Source organism: Streptomyces diversicolor, from assembly GCF_057537855.1.
This window is the reverse complement of the sequence record NZ_BAAJXA010000025.1, coordinates 118810-142854: the sequence shown is the minus strand read 5'-3', so window position 1 is coordinate 142854 and position 24045 is coordinate 118810. Positions and strand designations below refer to the sequence as shown.

Sequence of the window (24045 nt, the reverse complement as noted above, 5' to 3'; positions counted from 1 at the left end):
GACCGTATGGTCGACCCTTGATCCGATGGACGAATCGGCCGATCGTCGCCGGCGCTTCTCAGCCGCTCAGGTCCACCAGCAGCGGCGGGGCGTGCTCGCCCCGGACCGTCGTCAGGGACAGCACCGCGTGCCCCGGCGGCAGCGCGTGCGCCAGCTCCGAGGCCGACCAGCGCTCCCGCTCGACCTGCCGGACGGTGACGGCCCGCGCGGTCGGCGCCTTGCCGGTGATCACCCGGCGCACCATGTGCAGGGCCTTGCCCGCCGGGGTCTCGGCGATGATCTGCCGGTCGGTCACGTCCCGGGCCTCGGTCCACTCCTTGCCCCACACCTCGGCGAAGTCCTGCCCGTCCCACGGCGTCAGCCCGGACAGCGCCATCCGGCAGCCCACCGACCCGAGCAGCGGGCCGCGCAGCGGCCGGGGCACGTCGTCCAGGGTGCGCAGGGTGAGCACGGCCCCGGCGTTGCCCGACCGCAGCCGCTGGATGCCGCGCACCGCCTCCGGGGTCACCACGCCGGTGGCGTCGTCCAGGACCAGGCAGGCGAACAGCGACCGGTCCTCCCGTACCGCGACGCTCGCCGTGAACTGGGCGAGCACCAGCCGGGCCAGGATCCGCGAGGCGTCAGCGTGCCCGCGTTCGGGCAGGTCGATGCGGACCCGTACGGGATGGTCGAGGGCCTTGAGCGAGAACGGCCGGGACCGGCCCGAGGTGTCGAAGAACCCGGCGAAGGCGGGCCGGTCGAGCAGCGCGATCCGGTCGGCGAGCACTGCGCCCACGTCGCCGGGGTGTCCCAGCTGCCGCTCCCGTGCGTCGAGTTCGCGCAGCAGCGACTCCTGCCCGGTCTCCTGCACCGCCTTGCGCAGCGCGGCCAGCGGCCCCGGGGTGCCGTCGAGCAGCCGGCGCAGCTCCGGTACGGAGGGGAAGCGGCCGTGGGCCGCCCGGAACGGGCCGAGCAGCTGGGCGAGGACGGTGGTGGAGCGGCGGCTGTCGCTGCCGGGGTGCGGGTCGGCGAGGTCGCCGACCAGGGCCTCGGCGAGGATGGCCGCTGCCTCGTCCGGGTCGGCGGTGCCACCGTACAGGTCCAGGTCGTAGACCGAGTCGGGGTGGGCGATCCGTACGACGACGTCGTAGGCGTCGGCCGGGCCGAGTCCGGCGCCCGCCGCGCCGACCACCACGACGCAGGCGCGGCCGGCGAGCGCGTGCAGGCACAGCGACTCGGCGAGCGGGCGAACGATGCCGCCGGTCTTGCCGGCGCCGGCCGGGCCCACGGCCAGCAGCGAGGTGCCCAGCAGTTCGGGGCCGAGGGCGAGACCGCTGCCGCGGTACTGGTACGGGTTGCGCGGATCGTCGGCGGTCGTACCGAGCCGCACCTGCCCGGTGACCAGGTCGTGCCGCGCCTGCCGCCCCGGCAGATCGCGCGCGCCGGACGGGTGCGGGCAGGCGGCGGCGCCGTGCTTGACCACGGCGGCCGAGAAGGCGGCCAGGCTGTGCCGGCCGCTGTGCACGCCCTGCCAGGCGCGGGCGATCCGGGCCAGGTCGACGTCCCGCATCAGCCCGGCCCTGGCCTCCGCGCCCAGCCGCTCGGCTGCGTCCACCGCTCCGGCGGCCCGCAGCTGGGGCCACTGCGCGGGGTCCTCCTCGGGGGCGGGCGGGCGATCGGCGACCGGGACGGCCCCGCTCCAGGCGGGCGGGCCGAACCGGCGCCAGACCTCACCCCAGCGGCCGAGCCTGCCGACGACGAGCATGATGGCGACGGCGATCAGGGTGTAGTAGCCGTACCAGAGGACCGCGTTCCCGACGCGGTTGTCGCTGTGCCGCCAGGAGCCCGGGGTGAACAGTTCGAGCGGCAGCACCCACCAGCCGCCGAGATAGCCGTTCCACAGCAGCGACCACACGAGCCAGCCCACCAGGAACGCGATCAGCGCCCCGCTCAGCAGCTGGCGTGCCGGGATCTGTTCGGGCTCCTGGGCAGGGCGCGGCCGGTGCCCGAAACGCCAGACGCCGGGTGCCGCCTCGGGGCGTGGCGCGCGCAGCCAGGACAGGAAGGCCGAGCCGTCCGGCAGCGGCGGCACCCCCGGCGGCAGGGCGGGGCGCGGGGGCAGCGCGGGGCCCTCCCGCGGCACCGGGGAGCCGGCCTGCGGGGCCGGGGAGCCGTCCTGTGGCACCGCCGGACGCGGCACGGGATTCGCGTGTGTGCCGCGCGCGTCCTGCGTCCCGTCGCTGTCCATCGCCCTTGCCCCCTGACCAGCCGTTCCGATCACCATCAGCGAGTCAATCTAACGCTCCCGCAAGGGGAGTTCACCGCTTACGCGGCCGAGCCCGCGCACCTGGGGTCCGGCCCGCTATGTCCACGGCGGACAACCGCGTCCCGCGACAACTCCCACATGGAGCATGCCCAGCGTCCCGCCCCGGCCCTAGCCTGCGAAGAAAGAAGGCAAGCGTCCGCAGACGCACCGCGCCCGGCACCGCCCGGCAGACCGCCCGGTACGCAAGATCATCAGGGAGCCCCCATGTCCGCACTTCCGCAGGAGCGCCGCGTCGTCACCGCCATCCCCGGCCCGAAGTCGCAGGAGCTGCAGGCCCGCCGTACCGCCGCGGTCGCCCAGGGCGTGGGCTCCACGCTGCCGGTGTTCGTCACCCGCGCGGGCGGGGGCGTCATCGAGGACGTCGACGGCAACAGCCTCATCGACTTCGGTTCCGGCATCGCCGTGACCTCCGTCGGCGCCTCGGCCGAGGCCGTGGTGCGCCGCGCCTCCGCCCAGCTCGCCGACTTCACCCACACCTGTTTCATGGTCACCCCGTACGAGGGGTACGTGGCCGTCGCCGAGGCGCTGGCCGAGCTGACCCCGGGTGACCACGCCAAGAAGTCCGCGCTGTTCAACAGCGGCGCCGAGGCCGTCGAGAACGCGGTCAAGATCGCTCGCGCGTACACCAAGCGGCAGGCGGTCGTCGTGTTCGACCACGGCTACCACGGCCGGACCAACCTGACCATGGCGCTGACCGCGAAGAACATGCCGTACAAGCACGGCTTCGGCCCGTTCGCCCCCGAGGTCTACCGGGTCCCCGTCGCCTACGGCTACCGCTGGCCGACCGGCCCGCGGAACGCGGGTCCCGAGGCCGCCGCGCAGGCCATCGACCAGATGTCCAAGCAGGTCGGCGCGGACAACATCGCCGCGATCATCATCGAACCGGTGCTCGGCGAGGGCGGCTTCATCGAGCCGGCGAAGGGCTTTTTGCCCGCGATCCGCCGGTTCGCCGCCGACCACGGCATCGTCTTCGTCGCCGACGAGATCCAGTCCGGCTTCTGCCGCACCGGCCAGTGGTTCGCCTGCGAGGACGAGGGCATCGTGCCCGACCTGATCACCACCGCCAAGGGCATCGCCGGCGGTCTCCCGCTGGCCGCCGTCACCGGCCGCGCCGAGATCATGGACGCGGCGCACCCGGGCGGCCTGGGCGGCACCTACGGCGGCAACCCGGTCGCCTGCGCCGCCGCGCTCGGCGCCATCGAGACGATGAAGGAGCTGGACCTCAACGCCAGGGCGAAGCACATCGAGTCGGTCATGAAGGGCCGGCTGGCCGCCATGGCCGAGAAGTTCGACGTCATCGGTGACGTCCGCGGACGCGGCGCCATGATCGCCATCGAGCTGGTCAAGGACCGCGCCACCAAGGAGCCGGACCCGGAGGCGACCGCCGCGCTCGCCCGGGCCTGCCACCAGGAGGGCCTGCTGGTCCTGACCTGTGGCACCTACGGCAACGTGCTGCGTTTCCTGCCCCCGCTGGTGATCGGCGAGGACCTGCTGACCGAGGGTCTCGACATCATCGAGCAGGCGTTCGCGCGCATCTGATCCGACCGGCACAGCCGCCGACGCACACAGCGAACGCCCAGCTCACGCACGATGTCCGCGGCGCATGCGCCGCCCCGTCCCCGGTCCTGTCGCCCGTCGCGGCGCCGGGGCCGGGGCGGCGGCCGTCGGGCCGTGTGAAGAAGGTGTGCGAGGTGGATGGCGGGATGCCGTTCCGTCTGTCTCAGGGCCATCCACTGCCGTAGATTCTCACCAGATGAGAGATACACCCCGCCCACAGGGGACTGTGGGCGATCCCAGGCCGGGGCCTCCCCAGCTTCGACCTGGTCGTGCCCTCGCGCACACACCCGGGGCCCTGGGCCCCGGTTCTCCTCACCGATCGGACGGTCGCTCGCCCCAAACCCCCCGGGGCGCGCGGCGTTCCGATCCGGACGGCCGCCTCGGAACTACCCCCCCTGTTCCGGGGCGGCCGACCTCCTTCCTCCTTCCCGCGGGCCTCCCGGCCCTGCTCCTCGCCCTGATCACCTGGCAGGTCGTGGCCGACGGCCCGCTGGTGCGCGCGGACGAGCGGCTGAGCCGGGCCCTGCGGCACCCGGACCGGCTCTCCGGACTCCTCTCCGACCTCGGCGACGTCCAGGTCGCGGTCCCGGTGCTCGCGGCCGTCCTCGTGGCGGTGTCCTGGCGGGCCCGCCGGGCGGGCGCGGAGCGCTGGTGGGCGGCGCCCGCCGCGGCGGCCGTGCTGATGCTCCTCGTACCGGCGTTCGTCGTGCCCCTGAAGGACTGGACCGCACGCCCCGGCACCCCGGCGGTGCCGCCGGGGCTCGGCTACTACCCCTCGGGCCACACCGTCACCGCCGTCGTCGCCTACGGTGCCGCGACGCTGCTCCTGCTGCCCCTGCTGAGGGGTGCCCGCGCCCGCCGCGCCCTGGTCCTCGGCTGCGCCGCGGTGAACCTCGCGGTCGGCTTCGGTCTGGTGCGGCGCGGCTACCACTGGCCGCTGGACGTGCTGGCCGGCTGGTGCCTGGGCGCCCTGCTGCTGTGGGTGCTGTGGCGGCTCGCCCGCCGGGGCGGCGGCCCGGTCAGCCGAAGTAGGAGTCGAAGGTCTTCTGGAACTCCCAGCTCCCGAACCGGTCCCAGTTGACGGACCACGTCATCAGGCCGCGCAGTGCGGGCCAGGTGCCGTGGGTGGCGTAGGAGCCGCAGTTCGTCTTCTTGGTCAGGCAGTCCAGCGCCTTGGTGACCTCGGACGGTGCGACATGGCCGTTGCCCGCGTTCACGGACGCCGGCATGCCGATCGCCACCTGGTCGGGGCGCAGCGGCGGGAAGACGTTGCCGGCGTCGCCCGCGACCGGGAAGCCGGTCAGCAGCATGTCGGTCATCGCGATGTGGAAGTCGGCGCCGCCCATGGAGTGGTACTGGTTGTCCAGACCCATGATGGGACCCGAATTGTAGTCCTGGACGTGCAGCAGGGTCAGGTCGTCGCGCAGGGCGTGGATGACCGGCAGGTAGGCGCCGCAGCGCGGGTCCTGGCCGCCCCACTTGCCGGTGCCGTAGTACTGGTAGCCCATCTGCACGAAGAAGGTCTCCGGGGCCATGGTCAGCACGAAGCCGGCGCCGTATCTGGCCTTGAGGGTCTTCACGGCGGAGATGAGGTTGACGACCACGGGGGTCTTCGGGTTCCTGAAGTCCGTGTCGTCGGCGTTCAGGGACAGCGAGTGGCCCTCGAAGTCGATGTCGAGGCCGTCAAGGCCGTACTCGTCGATGATCTTCGAGACGGAGGAGACGAAGGTGTCGCGGGCCGCGGTGGTGGTCAGCTGGACCTGGCCGTTCGCGCCGCCGATCGAGATCAGCACCTTCTTGCCCGCGGCCTGCTTGGCCTTGATGGCCGCCTTGAAGTCGGCGTCGCTCTCCACGTTCGGGCACTCGGTGACCGGGCAGCGGTTGAAGCGGATGTCGCCCGAGGTGGCGGAGGTCGGCTCGCCGAAGGCGAGGTCGATGACGTCCCAGCTGTCGGGTACGTCGGCCAGGCGGGTGTAGCCGGAGCCGTTGGCGAAGGTGGCGTGGAGGTAGCCGACCAGGGCGTGGGCCGGCAGGTCGGAGGTGCCCCCGCCGCCGGATCCCGCGGAGGTGGTTGCGGTCACGGCCGCCGATCTCGCGGACTCGCCCGCGTCGTTGAGGGCCGTCACCTGGAAGCTGTACGCCGTGGCGGCGGCCAGTGCGGTGACCGTCGCCGATGTGCCGCTCACCGTCTGGACCTTGACGCCGTCCCGGTAGACCGCGTACCCGGTGGCGCCCGTGACGGCGGTCCAGGACAGGGCGACGCTGGTGGAGGTGACGGCGCCGGCGCGCAGGCCGGTGGGCGCGGCGGGCGGCTGCGCGGTGCCGGCGTCGGGGCCGGTCAGCGAGATGTCGTCGGCGTAGTAGGCGCCGGTGCCGTACCAGCCGTGGGTGTAGAGGGTGACCTTGGTGGTGCCGGGGCCGGTGCGGAAGGTGGTGGTCAGGCGCTGCCAGTCGGGGGCGGACTGGGTCCAGGTGGAGACGTCGGTGGTGCCGGTGCCGGTGGCGCCGAGGTAGACGTAGTCGCCGCGGACGTAGCCGGACAGGGTGTACTGCGTGTCCGGCCGCACGGTCACGGTCTGCGCGCACCGGGCGTTGTCGCTGCCGGCCGGGGTCGCCCGCAGCGCCGCGGCGCCGCTGTGCACGGGTGAGCCGACGGCCGTGCCCGCGGTGCAGGTCCAGCCGTCCAGGCCGGACTCGAAGCCGCCGTTGCGGGCGAGGTCGGCGTCGGCCGCACGGGCGGCCGACGAGAGCACGGTGATCGCGGGTACGGCCAGCAGGGCGGCCGTGAGCGCGGCGAGGAGGGGTCTGGTGCGATGGGGGCGGTCCACAAGTGCCTCCGGACTGGGGGGATGGGAGGGCGGAGCGCGCCCAACTTGGTCCAGACCAATCGGAGTTGTCAAGACCTCCGGCGACGGACGGCCCCCGCTACCCGTCCCGGTGCACCACCGCCGCGGCCGCGGCCTCGTGCATCGCCAATTCCAGCAGCGCCGGGTCGGTGAGCGTCCCGGAGCCGTCCGGAGCCACCAGCCAGCGCACCCCGCGGGTGGCCCGGCCGGGGTACGGCACGACGATCCAGGTGCCCTGCCCGGCCGTGCGGATGCCGGTGCCGATCCAGCGCGCCGCGGTGCCCGGCGGCACGAAGAAGCCCACCCGGTTGTCCCCGAAGTCGACCAGCACCGGGCCGGGTTGGTCGAGGACGCGGGTGAGCACGTCGAGCGTCGGAAAGCCGAGCCGGCCCGGCAGGATGAGCACGTCCCATGCCTTGCCGGCGGGCAGCAGCGCGATCCCGTGGGGGCTGCGCTCCCATTCCCAGCGGCAGGACTCGGGGTCCGGTGCGGCGGATGCCAGCCACTCGACGGCCGTCTTCGCCCCAGTCATCGCAAGACCTCCCTCTGTCGTGGACACCGATGGCGTCACGAGGGAGACAGCGGACTCCACCGAGCATTACGCAGATTCCCCACCCCATCCCGAGTGAACTAGATCACAACACCCAACAGCACCCCAAAGGGGCGCAGGGAACTGCGCGACCACCCCCGGCCACAGCAGCGCCCCGAAGGGGCGCGGGGAACTGCGCGACAAGCCCCCACCCACCCGCACCCGACCGACAACCCACAACGGCCCAACCCAGCGGAGCGCCTAGCTGTCAAACCCCAGCCCCAACCGGTCCATCAGGCGGAGCCACCCGTTGCGCCGCCCGCCCCGCGCATCCGCACGGGCCAACGACCACTTGGTCAGCGCGATCCCGGTCCAGGCGAACGGCTCCGGCGGAAACGGCACCGGCTTCTTGCGAACCATCTCCAGCGCGGTGCGCTCCGTGCGCTCCCCGGCCAGCAGATCCAGCATCACCTCGGCGCCGAACCGGGTGGCGCCGACACCGAGCCCGGTGAAACCCGCCGCGTACGCCACCTTCCCCTGGTGGGCGGTGCCGAAGAAGGCCGAGAAGCGGGAGCAGGTGTCGATCGCACCGCCCCACGCGTGTGTGAAGCGGACGCCCGCCAGTTGCGGGAAGCAGGTGAAGAAGTGCCCGGCGAGCTTGGCGTACGTCCGCGGGCGGTGGTCGTACTCGGCCCGCACCCGGCCGCCGTACGGGTAGACCGCGTCGTAGCCGCCCCACAGGATCCGGTTGTCCGCGGTCAGCCGGAAGTAGTGGAACTGGTTGGCGCTGTCGCCGAGCCCCTGCCGGCCCCGCCAGCCGACCGAGGCCAGCTGTGCGGGCGTCAGCGGCTCCGTCATCAGGGCGTAGTCGTAGACCGGGACGGTGTAGGCGCGCACCCGCCGGACCAGGTTCGGGAAGACGTTGGTGCCGAGCGCGACGTGCCGGGCGCGGATCGCGCCGTACGGGGTGCGCACCGCCATCTGGGCGCCGTACGGCCGCAGGGTCAGCGCGGGCGTGTGCTCGTACACCCGCACCCCGAGCCCCAGACAGGCGCGCTTGAGGCCCCAGGCCAGCTTGGCGGGGTGCAGCATGGCCACGCCCCGGCGGTCCCACAGGCCGGCCCGGAAGGTCGGCGAGTCGACCTGTTCGCGGACCGCGTCGGCGTCCAGGTACTCGATGCCGTCGGCGAGGCCCTTGTCGACCAGTTCCCGGTGCCAGGCGCGCAGTTCCTCGGCCTGGTAGGGCTCGGTGGCGACGTCGATCTCGCCGGTGCGCTCGAACTCGCAGTCGAGGGAGTAGCGGGCGACGGCCTTCTCGATCTCGTCGAGGTTGCGGGCGCCCAGTTCCTCCAGCCGGTGGATCTCGTCCGGCCAGCGGGTCAGGCCGTTGCTCAGGCCGTGGGTGAGGGAGGCCGCGCAGAAGCCGCCGTTGCGGCCCGAGGCGGCCCAGCCCACCTCGTGGCCCTCCACCAGCACCACGTCCCGGCCCGGATCGCGCTCCTTGGCGATGAGCGCGGTCCACAGGCCGCTGTAGCCGCCGCCGACGACCAGCAGGTCGCAGGTCTCGGGGCCGGTGAGGGCGGGCTCGGGACGGGGCTTGCCGGGGTCGTCCAGCCAGTACGGGACCGGCTGGGCTTCGGAGAGGGACGCGGTCCACTGGTGGGTACGGCTCATGGCGCTCGGGGCCATGATGTCAACTCCCTACGAGGGTTTCCGGGGGCCGCGGGGGCCTATGCCTTCTGCCTGTTGCGGCGGTTGCCGATGACCATGGAGGCCAGGACGAACAGTACGGCGATCAGGAACATGGCCGTACCGATGACATTGATCTGGACGGGTGTTCCGCGCTGCGCCGAGCCCCACACGAACATGGGGAAGGTGACCGTCGAGCCCGCGTTGAAATTGGTGATGATGAAATCGTCGAAGGAGAGCGCGAAGGACAGCAGCGCGCCCGCGGCGATCCCGGGGGCCGCGATGGGCAGCGTGACCCGGACGAAGGTCTGCACGGGCCCCGCGTACAGATCGCGTGCGGCCTCCTCCAGACGCGGGTCCATCGACATCACCCGGGCCTTGACCGCGGTGACGACGAAGCTGAGGCAGAACATGATGTGCGCGATCAGGATCGTCCAGAACCCGAGCTGCGCACCCATGTTGAGGAAGAGGGTGAGCAGCGACGCCGCCATGACGACCTCGGGCATGGCCATGGGCAGGAAGATCAGCGAGTTGACGGCGCCGCGGGCGCGGAAGCGGTAGCGGACCAGCGCGAAGGCGATCATCGTGCCGAGCGCGGTGGCGCCGACCGTCGCCCACACGGCGATCTGGAGGCTGAGGGAGAGCGAGCCGCACATGTCGGCGACCCCGCACGGATCCTTCCAGGCGTCCGTGGAGAACTGCTGCCACGCGTAGTTGAAGCGCCCGTTCGGCTTGTTGAACGAGAACACCGTGACGATGACGTTGGGCAGCAGCAGATAGCCGAGGGTCAGCAGCCCGGCGATGACGACGAGATGGCGCTTGAGCCAGTTGACGAAGGGCATTTAGACCAGATCCTCCGTCCCGGACCTGCGGATGTAGAAGGTGACCATGAAGAGGATCGCGGCCATCAGGATGAAGGAGAGCGCCGCGGCCGTCGGGTAGTCGAGGATCCGCAGGAACTGTGTCTGGATGACGTTGCCGATCATGCGGGTGTCGGTGGAGCCGAGGAGCTCGGCGTTGACGTAGTCGCCGGTCGCCGGGATGAAGGTCAGCAGGGTGCCGGAGACCACGCCCGGCATGGACAGCGGGAAGGTCACCTTGCGGAAGGTGGTGAAGGGCTTGGCGTACAGGTCGCCGGCCGCCTCGTGCAGCCGTCCGTCGATGCGTTCCAGCGAGGTGTACAGCGGCAGGATCATGAACGGCAGGAAGTTGTACGTCAGACCGCACACCACCGCCAGCGGGGTGGCCAGTACCCGGTCGCCCGCGGTCCAGCCGAGCCAGTTCGTGACGTCCAGCACATGCAGCGAGTTGAGCGCGCCGACGACCGGCCCGCTGTCCGCGAGGATCGTCTTCCAGGCGAGCGTGCGGATCAGGAAGCTGGTGAAGAACGGCGCGATCACCAGGACCATGATCAGGTTCCGCCAGCGGCCCGCGCGGAACGCGATCAGATAGGCCAGCGGGTAGCCGAGCAGCAGGCACAGGACGGTCGCCGCGGCGGCGTAGAACACCGAGCGCAGGAACTGCGGCCAGTACTCGCCGAGCGCGTCCCAGTAGGTGGCGAAGTGCCAGGTGACCTTGTAGCCGTCCTCCAGGGAACCCGTCTGCACGGACGTGGACGCCTGGTAGACCATGGGCAGCGCGAAGAAGATCACGAGCCAGAGGATGCCGGGCAGCAGCAGCCAGTACGGCGTCCAGCGACCGCGCCCGCGCGGGGCCTTCCGCTCGGTCACGGCGGGGCTGGGAGGCGAGGGCGCCTCGGTGAGCGTCGACATCGCTACGCGGCCTCTTCCTCGACGGTCTCCACGCCTGCGGAGCCCGTCGTCCCGGCAAGCGGGGACTGGGCCGCGTCGAGACCGAACGTGTGGGCGGGGCTCCAGTGCAGGACCACCTCGGCGCCGGGCACCAGCCGGCCGTCCCGCTCGACGTTCTGGACGTACACCGCGAGTTCGGGGGACACGGCGCTGTCCACGACGTACTGCGTGGAGACGCCGATGAAGCTGGCGTCCGCGATCCTGCCGGTGACGCGGTTGCGGCCCTCGGGGATCTCGCCGGCGTCGTCGGCGTGGGTGAGGGAGATCTTCTCCGGGCGGATGCCGACCAGCACCTTGTCGCCGGTGCGTGCCGCGACGGAACAGCGGGCCTCGGGCAGCAGCAGCTTTCCGCCGCCCGCCTTGAGGACGATGTCGCCGCCGCTACGAGTGTCCACCTCGGCCTCGATGAGGTTGGAGGTGCCGAGGAAGTTGGCCACGAACGTGGTCCGCGGGTTCTCGTACAGGTCGGTCGGCGAGCCGAGTTGTTCGACGCGGCCCGCGTTCATCACCGCGACCGTGTCGGCCATGGTCATGGCCTCCTCCTGGTCGTGGGTGACATGGACGAAGGTGATGCCGACCTCGGTCTGGATCCGCTTCAGCTCCAGCTGCATCTGGCGGCGCAGCTTGAGGTCGAGGGCGCCCAGCGGCTCGTCGAGGAGCAGCACCTTGGGGTGGTTGATCAGGGCGCGGGCCACGGCCACGCGCTGCTGCTGGCCGCCGGAGAGCTGGTGCGGCTTCTTGCGTGCCTGCTCGCCCAGTTGCACCAGGTCGAGCATCTCCTCGACCTGCTTCTTCACCGACTTGATGCCGCGCCGGCGCAGTCCGAAGGCGACGTTCTCGAAGATGTCCAGGTGCGGGAAGAGCGCGTAGGACTGGAAGACCGTGTTCACCGGCCGCTTGTACGGCGGCAGCCGGGTCACCTCCTGCTCGCCGAGGTGCACGCTGCCAGAGGTCGGCTCCTCCAGGCCCGCGATCATCCGCAAGGTGGTGGTCTTGCCGCAGCCCGAGGCGCCGAGCAGGGCGAAGAAGGAGCCCTGCGGCACGGTCAGATCGAGCGGGTGCACGGCGGTGAACGAGCCGTAGGTCTTGCCGATCCCCACGAGGCGGACGTCGCCGCCGCTGTCTTTGGTGTTCATCCTCGTCACGCCCCTGTGAGCTTCGCGAACTTCTCTTCGTAGGCCGTCTCTTCCTTCTGCGTCAGCGCGCGGAAGGCATGGGACTTGGCCTGCATGGCCTTGTCCGGCAGGATCAGCGGGTTGTCCGCCGCGGACTTGTCGAGCTTCTGCAGAGAGGGCTTGACGTCGTCGACCGGAGAGACGTAGTTGACGTAGGCGGCGAGCGCCGCGGCCTCTTCCGGCTGGTAGTAGAAGTCGATCAGCCGCTCGGCGTTCGTCTTGTGCCGCGCCCTGTTCGGGATCAGCATGTTGTCGGTCGACGTCATGTAACCGCTGGCCGGGATGATGTAGTCGACGTCCGCGCTGTCCGCCTGGAGCTGGACGATGTCGCCGCCCCAGGCCACACAGGCGGCCAGGTCGCCCTTGGTGAGGTCCGAGGTGTAGTCGTTGCCGGTGAAGCGGCGTATCTGGCCCCTGTCGACGGCCTTCTGCAGCCGGGCGATCACCGCGTCGAAGTCGTCGTCGGTGAACTTCTCCGGGTCCTTGCCCATGTCGAGCATGGTCATGCCGATGCTGTCGCGCATCTCCGACAGGAAGCCGACCCGGCCCTTGAGCTTCGGGTTGTCGAGCAGGTCGGAGACCGACCTGACCTCGATGCCGTCGAGCGCCTTCTTGTTGAACGCGATGACGGTGGAGATGCCCTGCCAGGGGTAGGAGTAGGCGCGTCCGGGGTCCCAGTCGGGGTTGCGGAACTGGGGCGACAGATTGGTGAAGGCGTGCGGCAGGTTGGCCGCGTCCAGCTTCTGGACCCAGCCGAGGCGGATCACCCGGGCGGCCAGCCAGTCGGTGAGGACGATCAGATCGCGGCCGGTGTCCTGGCCCGCGGCGAGCTGCGGCTTGATCTTGCCGAAGAACTCGTTGTTGTCGTTGATGTCCTCGGTGTACTTCACCTCGATGCCGGTCTGCCGGGTGAACGCGTCGAGCGTCGGATGCGTCTTGCCGCTGTCGTCGACGTCGATGTACTCGGGCCAGTTGGAGAAGTTGACGACCTTCTCCCGCGCCGAGCGGTCCTCGGCGGACGTGCCGCCCTGCGTCTTGCCCGCCGCGGGGATCCCGCAGGCGCTCAGCGCCCCGAGTCCGCCCACCGCGAGCGCGCCGCCCGCGGAGGCGCGCAGCAGCGAACGGCGGGACAGGGCGGCCCTGCCGTTGCGGAAGCTGCGCCGCATGGCGGCCACCTGGGCCGGGGTGAGGCGGTCGGGCTCGTACTGCTCCATGCGCGTGGTGCCCTTTCGGGAGGGATGGCGGGGCGGGCCGTGGCCGGCGACCGCCCCTGTCGTCTCTATCGGTCCCCGAAGATCGTGCGGTGCCAGTCCTTCCTCGCGACCGCCGTGTTGTCGAACATGACGTGCTTCACCTGCGTGTACTCCTCGAACGAGTAGGCGGACATGTCCTTGCCGAAGCCGGACTGCTTGAATCCCCCGTGCGGCATCTCGCTGATGATCGGGATGTGGTCGTTGACCCAGACGCAGCCCGCCTTGATCTCACGGGTCGCGCGGTTCGCCCGGTAGACGTCCCGGCTCCACGCGGAGGCGGCGAGGCCGTACGGGGTGTCGTTGGCCAGCCGGATCCCCTCGTCGTCACCGTCGAACGGCAGGACCACCAGCACCGGGCCGAAGATCTCGGACTGGACGACCTCGCTGTCCTGGGGTGCGTCGGCGATCAGGGTGGGCCGATAGTACGCGCCGTCGGCCAGATCGCCCAGGGGTGCCGCGCCGCCGGTCACCACGCGCGCGTAGCCGCGGGCCCGGTCGACGAAGCCGGCCACCCGGTCCCGCTGGACGTGCGAGATCAGCGGGCCGAGGTCGGTGCCGGGGGCGAACGGGTCGCCGAGCCGGACGCTCTCCATCAGGGCGGCGGTCCGCTCCACGAACGCCTCGTACAGCGGCCGCTGCACATACGCGCGCGTGGCGGCCGTGCAGTCCTGCCCGGTGTTGATGAGGGCACCGGCGACCGCGCCGTTGGCGGCGGCGTCGAGGTCGGCGTCGTCGAAGACGACGAAGGGTGCCTTGCCGCCGAGTTCCAGGTGGATGCGTTTGACGGTGGCGGTGGCGATCTCGGCGACGCGCCTGCCGACCGCCGTGGACCCGGTGAAGGAGGTCATGGCCACATCGGGGTGGGCGACCAGGCGCTCCCCCGCCTCCTTGCCGGTGCCGGTGACGATGTTGACGACGCCGTCCGGGATGCCCGCGGCGGTCGCGGCCTCGGCGAACAGCAGCGAGGTCAGCGGGGTCAGCTCGGCGGGCTTGAGCACGATGGTGTTGCCCGCGGCGATCGCCGGAAGGATCTTCCAGGCCGCCATCTGGAGCGGGTAGTTCCAGGGGGCGATGGAGCCGACGACGCCGATGGGCTCCCGGCGGACGTACGACGTGTGGTCGCCGGAGTACTCGCCGGCCGACTGCCCCTGCAGATGCCGGGCGGCGCCCGCGAAGAACGCCGTGTTGTCGATGGTGCCGGGGACGTCGAACTCACGGGTCAGCTTGAGCGGCTTGCCGCACTGCAGGGACTCGGCGCGGGCGAACTCCTCGGCGCGGTCCGCGAGGACGGCGGCGAACCGGTGCAGGGCGTCGGAGCGGTCGCCCGGGGTGGCGGCGGCCCAGTCCGGGAAGGCCGCGCGGGCGGCGGCGACCGCGGCGTCCACGTCATCGGGGCCGGCCAGTTCGTAGCGGTACACATCCGTGCCGGTGGCCGGGTCGATCACGCGGTGGGTGCGGCCCGACGTACCCTTCGTCAGGCGTCCGGCGACGTACTGCGCCCCGTCCGCGAAGCGCTCCTGTGCCGGGAATCGTTCCGGGGTGGCGGTGCCCGGTTTGTGCATGTCGCTCTCCTCCGCCGTCGCCCCGTCCGGAGGGCGGGTGGCGTAGCTCCAGCTCGATTTGAGTGCCGATCCTGACAGAGCAAAGGGACGTCAACAAGTGATTCCGTTGTTGCCTTTTGGTTACGCAACGGAATCTGTCGACCAGGTGTCGAGTCAGCCTGGGAAACCGAGGACGGACTGTCAGTGGTGCCTGCCAAACTGGCGTGCATGGGGACGATCGATTCGGTGGAGACGCTGATCAGGGAGGTCCGCGCGGGGGCGCGCGTCAAGTACCTGCACTTCTGGGGGCACCGGCCCAGAGCGGACGGGCGTATCGGAGCGAGCTGTCTCAGCCAGTGGTGGCCGTCACCGTTCGTGGTGGACGCGGTGGAGTACGCGACGGCCGAACACTGGATGATGGCCGAGAAGGCGAGGCTCTTCGGGGACGCGGAGGCGGAGCGCCGGGTGCTGGCCGCGGGGCATCCCTCGCAGGCCAAGAGGGCGGGGCGGCTGGTGCGGGACTTCGACGAGAGGGTGTGGGAGCGGGAGCGCTTCCGGATCGTCGTCGAGGGCAGCGTGCACAAGTTCGGTGCGCATGGGGGCCTGCGGGAGTTCCTGCTGAACACCGGCGAGCGCGTCCTGGTGGAGGCGAGCCCGGTGGACCGCGTGTGGGGCATCGGCCTCGCGGCCGACGACGTGGCGGCCACCTCCCCCGAACGCTGGCGCGGCCCCAACCTCCTCGGCTTCGCCTTGATGACAGCCCGCGAACGGCTGGCGCACACCGGCTGAGCCCGGGCGCGGACGACTGGCACAGGGCCGCTGAACGGACGCGCGGCTGACCGGACGTGGACTGGGTGAGCGGCCCGAGCGATGCGCGCGGGTGCGGGCCGGTGCCGGGGTGCGGCCGGGGTGCGCCGGGGTCCTGACCGAGTCCACCTGACGACGTGCGACGCGCGTCCCTCGCCTCGGACGGGGGCGGGCGGTGAGCCGGGAAGGCCGGGGCCGGACAGCACCGGCGGGCCCGGAGGAGCCTCCGGGCCCGGGCAATCGGGCCGGATGGAGAGCCGGAAGGCCGGGGCCGGGCCACATCAGCGGGCCCCGGGAAACCTCCAGGCCCAGACCCAGCCCAGGAAACCCGAGCAGCAGGGAGCGCTGGGCGCGGTCGCAGGGAGGAGCCTTCGTGCCGAGGTCGCGGCAGGAAACGGGGACGGATGGGGAGGGCCTGGGGCGGCCAGAGCTGGCGGGCCGGGCGGGGCTGGAGTGTCGGCTCGGGGCCGGGCGAGCCTCGCCGCAAAAGCCGCGCACGCGCGGGCCGCTTCGCAAGAACGGGCCCGCGCGAGCCGCGTCGTAGACGGGCCCGCGACACGAGCCCGCCGTAGCGGCGGGGCCGGGCGAGCCCGTCGTAAACGGGGCCGGGGCGGGACGTGTTGTGCGGGTGGGGTGGGGTCAGGTGGCGGTGGCGATGAAGAAGGCGAGCAGGACGAGGGCGAGGACCATGCCGGTCGCGCCGCAGATGATCCCCGCCAGGGCCTGGCCGGGGTTCGTCGCCTCGCCGCGACGGGCCTTGCCGCGGCCGATCGCGCCGAAGATCACGGCCAGCGCGCCCAGCAGCAGCGCCACCGGCCACATACAGAAGCCGATCGCCGCCAGGATGCCCAGCACCAACCCGGCCGTGCCCAGCCCGTTGCTCGGCATCGGCTGCATGCCGGGCCAGCCGTAGGAGCCGGGACCGGTGGCGGGCGGCGCCGGGTAGCCGTAGCCCGCGGGGCCGCCCGGGTAGCCGTAGGGCACCTGGCCGGGGCCACCGGGTGCGATGGGCGGCGGCGGAACGGGCGCCCCCTGCGGCTGCGCGGCGGGGGGTGCGAAGGGGGCGCCCGCCGGGGACTCCTGACGCGGCGGGGCGAACGGATTGTCCGAACCGCCCGTGTGCGACGGCGCCGTCCCGGGCGCGGCGAACGGGTTCGACGGTGGGGCCGCCGGCGGTGTGCCGGCCGGCCCGGCCCAGGGCGGCGCCGCGCTCTCCTCCGGAAGGGAGACGACCGTCCGCTGCTCGTGAACGGAGGACGAGACCTGCTGCTCGTGAACGGAGGGCGGCGCCTGCTGATCCTGGACAGAGGGCGAGACCTGCCGCTCGTGGGCCGAGGGCGGGACCTGGTAGGGCGGGGCCGGGGTATCGGGGGCGCCCGCGGCGACGGTGTCGCCCGGTCCGGTCACCGGGGTGCCGGAGGCGGGGGCGGCTTCTGCCGGCGCCGCCCACGGGTTCTCGCCCGGGCCGGGCGTGGTGCTGGCCGGGGCCGCCGAAGTGGCCGCAGGTGTTCGGTCGGTGGGCGGGGCCCACGACGCGCGGGCCTCATCCCGGGCCGCCGACGACGAAGAACCCGGGGCCGACCCGGCGCCCACGGCCTCTGCCGGCGCCGCCCACGGGTTCTCGCCCGGGCCGGGCGCGGTGCTGGCCGACGCCGCCGAAGTGGCCGCGGGTGTTCGGCCGGTGGGCGGGGTCCACGGCGCGGGGGCCGTCTCCTGGGGCGCCGACGGCGAGGGCCCCAGGGCCGATCCGGCGCCCGCGGCGATGGTGGCGCCCGGTCCGGTCACCGGGGTGCCGGTGGCGGGGGCGGCTTCTGCCGGGGCCGCCCAGGGGTTCTCGCTCGGGTGGGGTGTGTCCGCGTGCCATGGCCCCGTGGTGGTACCGGCCGGCTCGGGCCAGATTCCCGTGGCCGGAGCCGTGGATCCGGGGGCGGACCGGGGATCCGAACCGGCCGGTGCCGGCCAGGCGACCACGTCCGCACCACCGTCGGCTGCCGCGCCGCCACCCGTTCCCCCACCGCCCGCAACGACACCACCGGCGGGCGTACCGCCGGCGGCCGGCGTGGTGGACCGGCCGTCGGGCGAGGCAGCGTGGCCGGGCGTCGCTCCGCTCTCCGCGGCGTTCTGCGGTGCCTCGTCGGACATGTCGCACGGTCCCCTCTCATCGGCGTGCTGTCATGCTACGGGCAGGCCAGAGCCGCTCCGGGCACGGCTTACGATGACCCCCGAGTCACCGATCAGCCGATCACCCGCGCCCGGACCCCGGTCCGCCGGCGCCTGCCCCGGGGAGGGACCACCTCTTGACCGACACCGCCGCACCCGCCGACCGCACCCCGCGGGCCTTCATCGCCGGACTGCCCAAGGCCGAACTGCACGTCCACCACGTCGGCTCCGCCTCCCCGCGCATCGTCTCGGAACTCGCCGCCCGCCACACCGACTCCAAGGTCCCCGCCGACCCGGAGGCGCTGGCCGAGTACTTCACCTTCACGGACTTCGCCCACTTCATCGACGTGTACCTGTCCGTCGTGGACCTCATCCGCACCCCGGAGGACGTCCGCCTGCTCACCTACGAGGTGGCCCGCGATCTGGCCCGGCAGCAGGTGCGGTACGCCGAGCTGACCATCACGCCGTACTCCTCGACCCGCCGCGGCATCGACGCGCGTGCCTTCATGGACGCGATAGAGGACGCCCGCAAGGCGGCCGAGGCCGAGTTCGGGACCGTGCTGCGCTGGTGCTTCGACATCCCCGGCGAGGCGGGCCTCGACTCCGCGGAGGAGACGATCCGGCTCGCGACGGACGACCGGGTGCGCCCGGAGGGCCTGGTCTCCTTCGGGCTCGGCGGGCCCGAGATCGGCGTGCCCCGGCCGCAGTTCAAGCCGTACTTCGACCGGGCCGTCGCCGCCGGGCTGCACTCCGTGCCGCACGCCGGTGAGACGACCGGCCCCGAGACGGTCTGGGACGCGCTGACGGAGCTGCGCGCCGAGCGGATCGGGCACGGCACCAGCTCGGCCCGCGACCCCAAGCTGCTCGCGCACCTCGCCGACCACCGCATCCCGCTGGAGGTCTGCCCGACCTCCAACATCGCCACCCGCGCGGTCCGCACCCTCGACGAGCACCCGATCAGGGAGTTCGTCGAGGCCGGCGTCGTGGTCACCGTCAACTCGGACGACCCGCCGATGTTCGGCACCGACCTCAACAAGGAGTACGCGGTGGCCGCCCGGCTGCTCGGCCTCGACGAGCGCGGCATCGCCGACCTCGCCAAGAACGCGGTGGAGGCGTCCTTCCTCGACCCGGCGGACAAGGCCCGGATCGCAGCCGAGATCGACACCTACACGGCTCAGTGGCTCGCCCGCTGAACCCGGCGCGCGGTGTTCATCCGCACAATGGGGTCCATGCAGACCGTGACCGCCGTCGCGCACCGCGGCGACCCCTATCGCTTCCGTGAGAACACGATCGACTCGCTGCGTTCCGCGCTCCGGCGTGGCGCGGACGCGGTCGAGATCGACGTACGGCTCACCCGTGACGGCGTACCCGTGCTGCTGCACGACGCGACGCTTGAGCGGCTGTGGGAGCACGACCGGCCGCTCGGCTCGCTGTCCGCGGCCGAGGTGCGCGGACTGACCGCGGGCGGCGTGCCGACCCTGGAGGAGGCGCTGGCCGCGACGGACGACAGCCGGGTGATGGTCGACCTGCCGGGCCTGGTCGAGCGCCGGACCGCACGGCGGATCGTGGAGGTCGTCCACGCGGCCGGGGCGCGGGACCGCGTCTACTACTGCGCGGGCGCGCCGGCGATGCTGGCCGTCCGCGCCGCCGACCCGGCCGCCGAGATCGCCCTGACCTGGACGACGCTCGCGCCGCCGCGGCCCGCCCTGCTGGCGGCGGTGGGCCCGCGCTGGCTCAACTACCGTTTCAGCCTGGTCAGCCGGGACCTCGCCGCCCGTGTCCACCACGGCGGTCATCTGCTGTCCGTGTGGACCCCCGACACCCGCCGTGCCATGCGCCGCCTCCTCGCCCTGGGCGTCGACTCGATCACCACGAACCGTATCGACGCCCTCCACACCCTCCGCCAGGGCTGAGGGCTTCCGGCCGCCCCGCCGGGCTCACTGGGAGAGAACCCTTGGTCACTCATTGCGGAATTCCCTGACATACAAGTAAATTTCCAGCCGCCGTTTCGAGAGGTCACCGGCGGACGGGGGCGAAGGATGAGCACGGCCGTACGCGCGGCGCCGCGCGGAAAAGGGCACCCCCGTCCATGACCGGCCGCGCGACGCGTTCCGGGGCCGTGATCCGCGGCTTCCGCGTGGGCGACGGCCCGCGGGTGGTGGAGACGTGGCGCCGCAGCGCGCCGGCCGACCCGATCACGGCGGACCGCTTCCGCTCCCTGGTACTGCTCGACGCCAACTTCGATCCGGCGGGGCTCCGGGTCGCGGTCGACGGCGAGCGTGTCGTCGGCGCGGCCTACGCGGTGCGCCGGCTGACGCCGCTGACCGGCACCGACCTGGAGCCGGAGCAGGGCTGGATCCCGTTCTTCTTCGTCGACCCGGCCGCCCGCGGGCGCGGCCTCGGCCGCCGGCTGCTGACCGACGCCCTCGGCTGGCTGCACGGGCAGGGCCGCACCCGGGTGGACTTCGCCTCGTACACCCCGCACTACGTCCTGCCCGGCCTGGACGCCGAGGCGTACCCGGAGGCGGCCGGGCTCCTTGAGTCCCTGGGCTTTCGCACGCTGTACGAGGCGGCGGCGATGGACCGCGGCCTGGTCGGCTACCGCTTCCCTGAGGACGCGGCGCGCCGCCTGGCCGAACTGACGGCGGACGGCCACCGGTTCGGCACACCGTCCGACGACGACCTGGTGGACCTGGTGGCGCTCGCCGGGCACCACTTCAGCCCGGACTGGGCGCGCGCGATCCGGGAGTGCCTGGTCTCGGGCACGCCGCTCGACCGGATCGTCGTCGTCCGGGACCCCGCGGGCCGCCTGGTGGGCTGGGCGATGCACGGCGCGTACGAGTCGATGGACGAGCGGTTCGGCCCGTTCGGTGTGCTGGAGGACCGGCGCGGCACCGGACTCGGCAAGGTTCTGCTGCATCTGGTCCTGGAGCGGATGCGGGCGCACGGTGCGCACTCGGCGTGGTTCCTGTGGACGGGTGAGCGGTCCCCGGCGGGCCGTCTGTACCGCGCCGCCGGTTTCCGCACGACCCGGCTGTTGCGTGTGCTGCGCCGGGAGGTCACCCGATGACGCCGGGCCGCCGCACCGCCGGCCTGAGCCGCCGTCACTTCGCGCTGGCGCTCCCCTCGGCGCTGCTCGCCTCCGGGTGCGCCGCGCCACACCGGGGCACCGGGCGCCCCGGGGATCCGATCGTCCTCACCCTGCTCTCCCACTACGCGAGCGGCGCCCTCAGGAAGGCTCTGCAGGGCCCGGTCGACGAGTGGAACACCACCCACGAGCGGGTCAAGGTGCGCACGACGGCGGTCGAGTTCACGGACCTGCTGACCACGTTCATGGTCCGGCAGGCCGCGGGCCAGGGCGCCGACATCGTCCACCCGTACTGCCTGTGGAACGGCCAGCTGGTCCGGGCCGGTGTGCTGCGGCCGGCTCCGTCCGGGCACGCCGCGGAGATCAGGCGCGGTTACAGCGAGGCCGCGGTCGGCGCGTCCTCGGTGGGCGGCACGGTCTACGGCTACCCCACCGAGGTGCAGACGTACGCCCTCTACTACAACAAGCGGCTGCTGCGGGAGGCCGGCGTCGCCGGACCTCCGCGCACCTGGCGGGAGTTGGAGGAGACGGCCTACCGCACCACCAAGCGGGACCGGTACGGCAACACACTGGTCCAGGGATTCGGTCTTTCGACCTACGACGACTCCACCACCGTCGGCCAGACGCTCGCCCTGCTGAGCACGGCCGGCGGAAGGTTCGTCTCCGCCGACGGCGGGCGCACCAGCATCGACTCGCCGGCCGGCCGGGCCGTGTTCGACCTGGAGCACCGCCTCGTCGGCAAGGGCGCGAGCGCCCCCGGCGTCAACGTCTACAGGGCGTTCCCGTCCGGGCAGGTGGCCATGGTGGTCGGCGCCGGCTGGTGGACCGGGACCCTGAAGGCCCTGATGGGCGAGGACTACCGCGATGTGGGCGTCGCGCCCGTGCCCGTCCCCGCGGCGGGCGACGAACCCGCCACGCTCTGCACCGGGTTCCTGCTGGGCGTCAACACGGCCAGTGAACACCCGCGTGAGGCATGGGAGTTCCTGCGCTGGCTCAACACCGAGAAGGTGAACGTGAAGAACGCCGCGAAGGGTGCGACGGCGACCCGCATGAGCCTGCTCCAGGTGTCGGTCGGCTCGCTGACCGGCCGCGCCGACGACATGCGGACCCTCCTGGGCGACGGCGACGACGGTACTGACGGCGCAGGGCCAGGGGCAGGCGCAGGGCCAGGGGCAGACGCAGGCGCAGGGCCAGGGGCAGGCGCAGGCGCAGGGCCAGGGGCAGGGGCAGGCTCAGGCGGTGCACGCAGCGGCGGAGGCCCGGGCCGCGATCCGAATCTGCGCCCCTTCCTGGACGCGCTCGCGTACGCGGTGCCCGAGCCGAACGGGCCGGGCGCGCAGCAGGCCAAGTCGCTGCTGCGCAAGAACATCGAGGCGCTGTGGACCGGTCAGCGGTCGGTCGACGAGGCGCTGCGCACCACCCGCCGCCAGGTCGACCGGGAGGTGTCACGCCCATGGTGAACGCCCTGGTACCGGAGGCGACCGAGCGGGCGCGGGGCAGGCGGTCCGCACCGTCCGCCGTGGCCCGCCGCGACCGCGCCCGGCGCCGCCAGGCCGTCGTCGCCTATCTCTTCCTGGCGCCGACGCTGCTGTTCTTCGCCGTGTTCCTGATCCTGCCGCTCGGCTTCGCGCTCCTGCTGTCGCTGTCCCGCTGGACCGGGTTCGACCTCAACGCCATCGATCCGGTCGGTCTGGACAACTTCGCCGCTCTGTTCGCGGACGGGTCGACGTTCCTGGCGCCGGTCCTCACCCATACGCTGCTGTTCGCCCTGGGCACCGTGGCGCTCGCGCTGACGGGCTCCGTGCTCGTCGCCACCTGCATCGACAAGCTGCGGTTCCAGGGGCTGTGGCGCACCCTGTACTTTCTGCCGATCGTCACGACCGTCGTCGCCGTCGGCAACGTGTGGAAGTACATGTACGAGCCGGGCGGCCTGGTCAACGGCGTCCTCAACGCCCTCGGGCTCGGCTCGGTGGCGTTCCTCCAGGACCCGGACACCGCGCTGCCCTCCGTCGTGGTCGTCCAGGCATGGGCCTCGCTCGGCACGGCGATCCTCATCCTGACCGCCGGGCTGAAGTCCGTTCCCGAGTCGTACTACGAGGCCGCCGCGCTCGACGGAGCCGGGCCCGCAACCGTCTTCTGGAGGATCACCCTGCCGCTGCTGCGGCCGTCCCTGCTGCTCGTGTGCGTCACCCAGTTCCTCACCGGCTTGCAGTCGTTCGCGCTGATCACCGTGATGACCCGGGGCGGGCCGGGCGACGCGACCGAGGTGGCCACGCTGCAGATGTACCGGCAGGCGTTCTCCTACGGCGACTGGGGCGCGGCGAGCGCCGCCGCCTTCGTGCTGTTCGTCGTGGTCCTGGTGGTCACCCTGGTGCAGTTGTGGTTCTTCCGGCGCAGCGGGGAGGACGCGTGATCCGCCGCCGGTTCCCGTGGCTGTCGTATCTGGTCGTCGGGGCCGGCGCCGTGCTCACGGTGGTGCCGTTCCTCGACATGGTGATGACGTCGTTCAAGGGGCCCGGCGAGGCCGGCACGTTGCCGTACCGTTTCCTGCCGAAGGCGTTCGACCTGTCCAACTACCGGGCGGCCGTCGACCAACTCGACCTGCCGGTGCTCTTCCGCAACAGCGTCGTCGCCACCGCCGTGATCACCGGGTCGGTGCTGCTCACGTCGTCACTCGCCGGCTACGCCCTCGCCAAACTCCGCTTCCCGGGGCGGCAGTTCGTCTTCCGGCTCGTGCTGTCCACGATGATGTTCCCGCCGTTCCTGTTCTTCGTCCCGCGCTTTGTGATCCTGGTGCACTGGCCGCTGGCGGGCGGCAACGACCTGTTCGGGCGCGGCGGCGCGGGCCTGACCGTCAGCGTCGTGGCGCTCACCGTGCCGTTCCTCGTCAACGGCTTCGGGATCTTCCTGATGCGCCAGTTCATGCTCTCGATCCCGGACGAGGTCCTGGAGGCCGCGCGCATCGACGGGGCCGGCGAGTTCGCCGTGTGGTGGCGGATCGTGGTGCCGCAGACCAAGCCGGTCGTGGTGACGCTCGGGCTGCTGACCTTCGTCGACGCCTGGAACGAGTACATCTGGGCGCTGCTCGTCTCGACCGCCGACCCGGACGTGATGACCCTGCCCGTCGGCATCCAGCTCCTTCAGGACCACATCGACCCCACCCGCACGATGCCCGTCGTCATGGCCGGCCTCGTCCTCAGCGTCCTGCCGGTCCTGATCCTCTTCCTGCTGCTCCAGAAGCACTACATCCGCGGCGTCATGCTCAGCGGCCTCAAGTGACCGCG

18 protein-coding genes and 1 pseudogene are annotated in these 24045 nt (G+C 72.3%); 9 read left to right on the top strand and 10 right to left on the bottom strand.

The genetic code is table 11. The features are described from left to right. Window positions 1–58: 58 nt before the first annotated feature. Complete coding sequence (locus AC27LF_RS27980) at window positions 59–2227, bottom strand: ATP-binding protein (RefSeq protein ID WP_479659027.1); 2169 nt, start codon at window positions 2225–2227, stop codon at window positions 59–61. 282 nt (window positions 2228–2509) lie between these two features. Between AC27LF_RS27980 and gabT the strand changes: the two genes are divergently transcribed. Both gabT and AC27LF_RS27970 read left to right on the top strand, forming a co-directional pair. Continuing rightward, complete coding sequence (gene gabT / locus AC27LF_RS27975; protein WP_479659028.1) at window positions 2510–3844, top strand: 4-aminobutyrate--2-oxoglutarate transaminase; 1335 nt, start codon at window positions 2510–2512, stop codon at window positions 3842–3844. Window positions 3845–4088: 244 nt separating this feature from the next. Beyond that, window positions 4089–4943 carry a phosphatase PAP2 family protein gene (locus AC27LF_RS27970; protein ID WP_479659117.1) on the top strand — a complete coding sequence of 285 codons (855 nt, stop codon included), beginning with the start codon at window positions 4089–4091 and terminating at the stop codon, window positions 4941–4943. Here AC27LF_RS27970 and AC27LF_RS27965 read toward each other — a convergent pair. The 8 genes from AC27LF_RS27965 to AC27LF_RS27930 all read right to left on the bottom strand — a co-directional run bounded on the left by AC27LF_RS27965 (window position 4882) and on the right by AC27LF_RS27930 (window position 14727). Further along, window positions 4882–6690: a chitinase gene (locus AC27LF_RS27965; protein WP_479659029.1), complete on the bottom strand. Its 1809-nt coding sequence runs from the start codon at window positions 6688–6690 to the stop codon at window positions 4882–4884. The genes AC27LF_RS27970 and AC27LF_RS27965 overlap by 62 nt on opposite strands. A 97-nt stretch (window positions 6691–6787) precedes the next feature. Beyond that, on the bottom strand, window positions 6788–7240 hold the full coding sequence (locus AC27LF_RS27960; protein ID WP_479659030.1) for a bifunctional DNA primase/polymerase: 453 nt from the start codon (window positions 7238–7240) through the stop codon (window positions 6788–6790). A gap of 258 nt (window positions 7241–7498) precedes the next feature. Beyond that, the gene (locus tag AC27LF_RS27955) at window positions 7499–8926 is read right to left on the bottom strand and encodes an NAD(P)/FAD-dependent oxidoreductase (protein ID WP_479659031.1); all 1428 of its coding nucleotides are present in this window, start codon (window positions 8924–8926) and stop codon (window positions 7499–7501) included. A 41-nt stretch (window positions 8927–8967) separates the two neighbouring features. Then, a complete protein-coding gene (locus AC27LF_RS27950; RefSeq protein ID WP_404027594.1) occupies window positions 8968–9768 on the bottom strand; it encodes an ABC transporter permease in 801 nt (266 codons plus the stop codon). Next, a complete protein-coding gene (locus tag AC27LF_RS27945) occupies window positions 9769–10698 on the bottom strand; it encodes an ABC transporter permease (protein ID WP_479659032.1) in 930 nt (309 codons plus the stop codon). A 2-nt stretch (window positions 10699–10700) separates the two neighbouring features. Further along, window positions 10701–11873: an ABC transporter ATP-binding protein gene (locus tag AC27LF_RS27940; RefSeq protein WP_479659033.1), complete on the bottom strand. Its 1173-nt coding sequence runs from the start codon at window positions 11871–11873 to the stop codon at window positions 10701–10703. Between the two features lie 5 nt (window positions 11874–11878). Then, window positions 11879–13126 carry a polyamine ABC transporter substrate-binding protein gene (locus tag AC27LF_RS27935; RefSeq protein ID WP_479659034.1) on the bottom strand — a complete coding sequence of 416 codons (1248 nt, stop codon included), beginning with the start codon at window positions 13124–13126 and terminating at the stop codon, window positions 11879–11881. A gap of 65 nt (window positions 13127–13191) precedes the next feature. Next, on the bottom strand, window positions 13192–14727 hold the full coding sequence (locus AC27LF_RS27930) for a gamma-aminobutyraldehyde dehydrogenase (RefSeq protein ID WP_479659035.1): 1536 nt from the start codon (window positions 14725–14727) through the stop codon (window positions 13192–13194). Between the two features lie 207 nt (window positions 14728–14934). On the opposite strand from AC27LF_RS27930, the gene ybiA reads away from it, so the two are divergent. After that, window positions 14935–15495: a riboflavin biosynthesis intermediates N-glycosidase gene (gene ybiA / locus AC27LF_RS27925; RefSeq protein ID WP_479659036.1), complete on the top strand. Its 561-nt coding sequence runs from the start codon at window positions 14935–14937 to the stop codon at window positions 15493–15495. A 657-nt stretch (window positions 15496–16152) separates the two neighbouring features. On the opposite strand, the gene AC27LF_RS27920 is transcribed toward ybiA, so the two are convergent. Then, window positions 16153–17655 carry a DUF4190 domain-containing protein gene (locus AC27LF_RS27920; protein WP_479659037.1) on the bottom strand — a complete coding sequence of 501 codons (1503 nt, stop codon included), beginning with the start codon at window positions 17653–17655 and terminating at the stop codon, window positions 16153–16155. 27 nt (window positions 17656–17682) lie between these two features. On the opposite strand from AC27LF_RS27920, the pseudogene AC27LF_RS27915 reads away from it, so the two are divergent. The 6 genes and pseudogenes from AC27LF_RS27915 to AC27LF_RS27890 all read left to right on the top strand — a co-directional run bounded on the left by AC27LF_RS27915 (window position 17683) and on the right by AC27LF_RS27890 (window position 24040). Then, window positions 17683–18866: pseudogene (locus AC27LF_RS27915) on the top strand (adenosine deaminase). A gap of 36 nt (window positions 18867–18902) precedes the next feature. Then, window positions 18903–19586: a glycerophosphodiester phosphodiesterase gene (locus AC27LF_RS27910; protein WP_479659038.1), complete on the top strand. Its 684-nt coding sequence runs from the start codon at window positions 18903–18905 to the stop codon at window positions 19584–19586. 176 nt (window positions 19587–19762) lie between these two features. After that, on the top strand, window positions 19763–20743 hold the full coding sequence (locus AC27LF_RS27905; RefSeq protein ID WP_479659039.1) for a GNAT family N-acetyltransferase: 981 nt from the start codon (window positions 19763–19765) through the stop codon (window positions 20741–20743). Beyond that, on the top strand, window positions 20740–22221 hold the full coding sequence (locus AC27LF_RS27900; RefSeq protein ID WP_479659040.1) for an ABC transporter substrate-binding protein: 1482 nt from the start codon (window positions 20740–20742) through the stop codon (window positions 22219–22221). Before AC27LF_RS27905 ends, AC27LF_RS27900 begins: the two co-directional genes overlap by 4 nt. Continuing rightward, a complete protein-coding gene (locus AC27LF_RS27895; RefSeq protein WP_479659041.1) occupies window positions 22215–23174 on the top strand; it encodes a carbohydrate ABC transporter permease in 960 nt (319 codons plus the stop codon). The genes AC27LF_RS27900 and AC27LF_RS27895 overlap by 7 nt, the downstream gene beginning before the upstream one ends. Beyond that, on the top strand, window positions 23171–24040 hold the full coding sequence (locus AC27LF_RS27890) for a carbohydrate ABC transporter permease (RefSeq protein ID WP_479659042.1): 870 nt from the start codon (window positions 23171–23173) through the stop codon (window positions 24038–24040). Before AC27LF_RS27895 ends, AC27LF_RS27890 begins: the two co-directional genes overlap by 4 nt. Window positions 24041–24045: the final 5 nt, after the last annotated feature.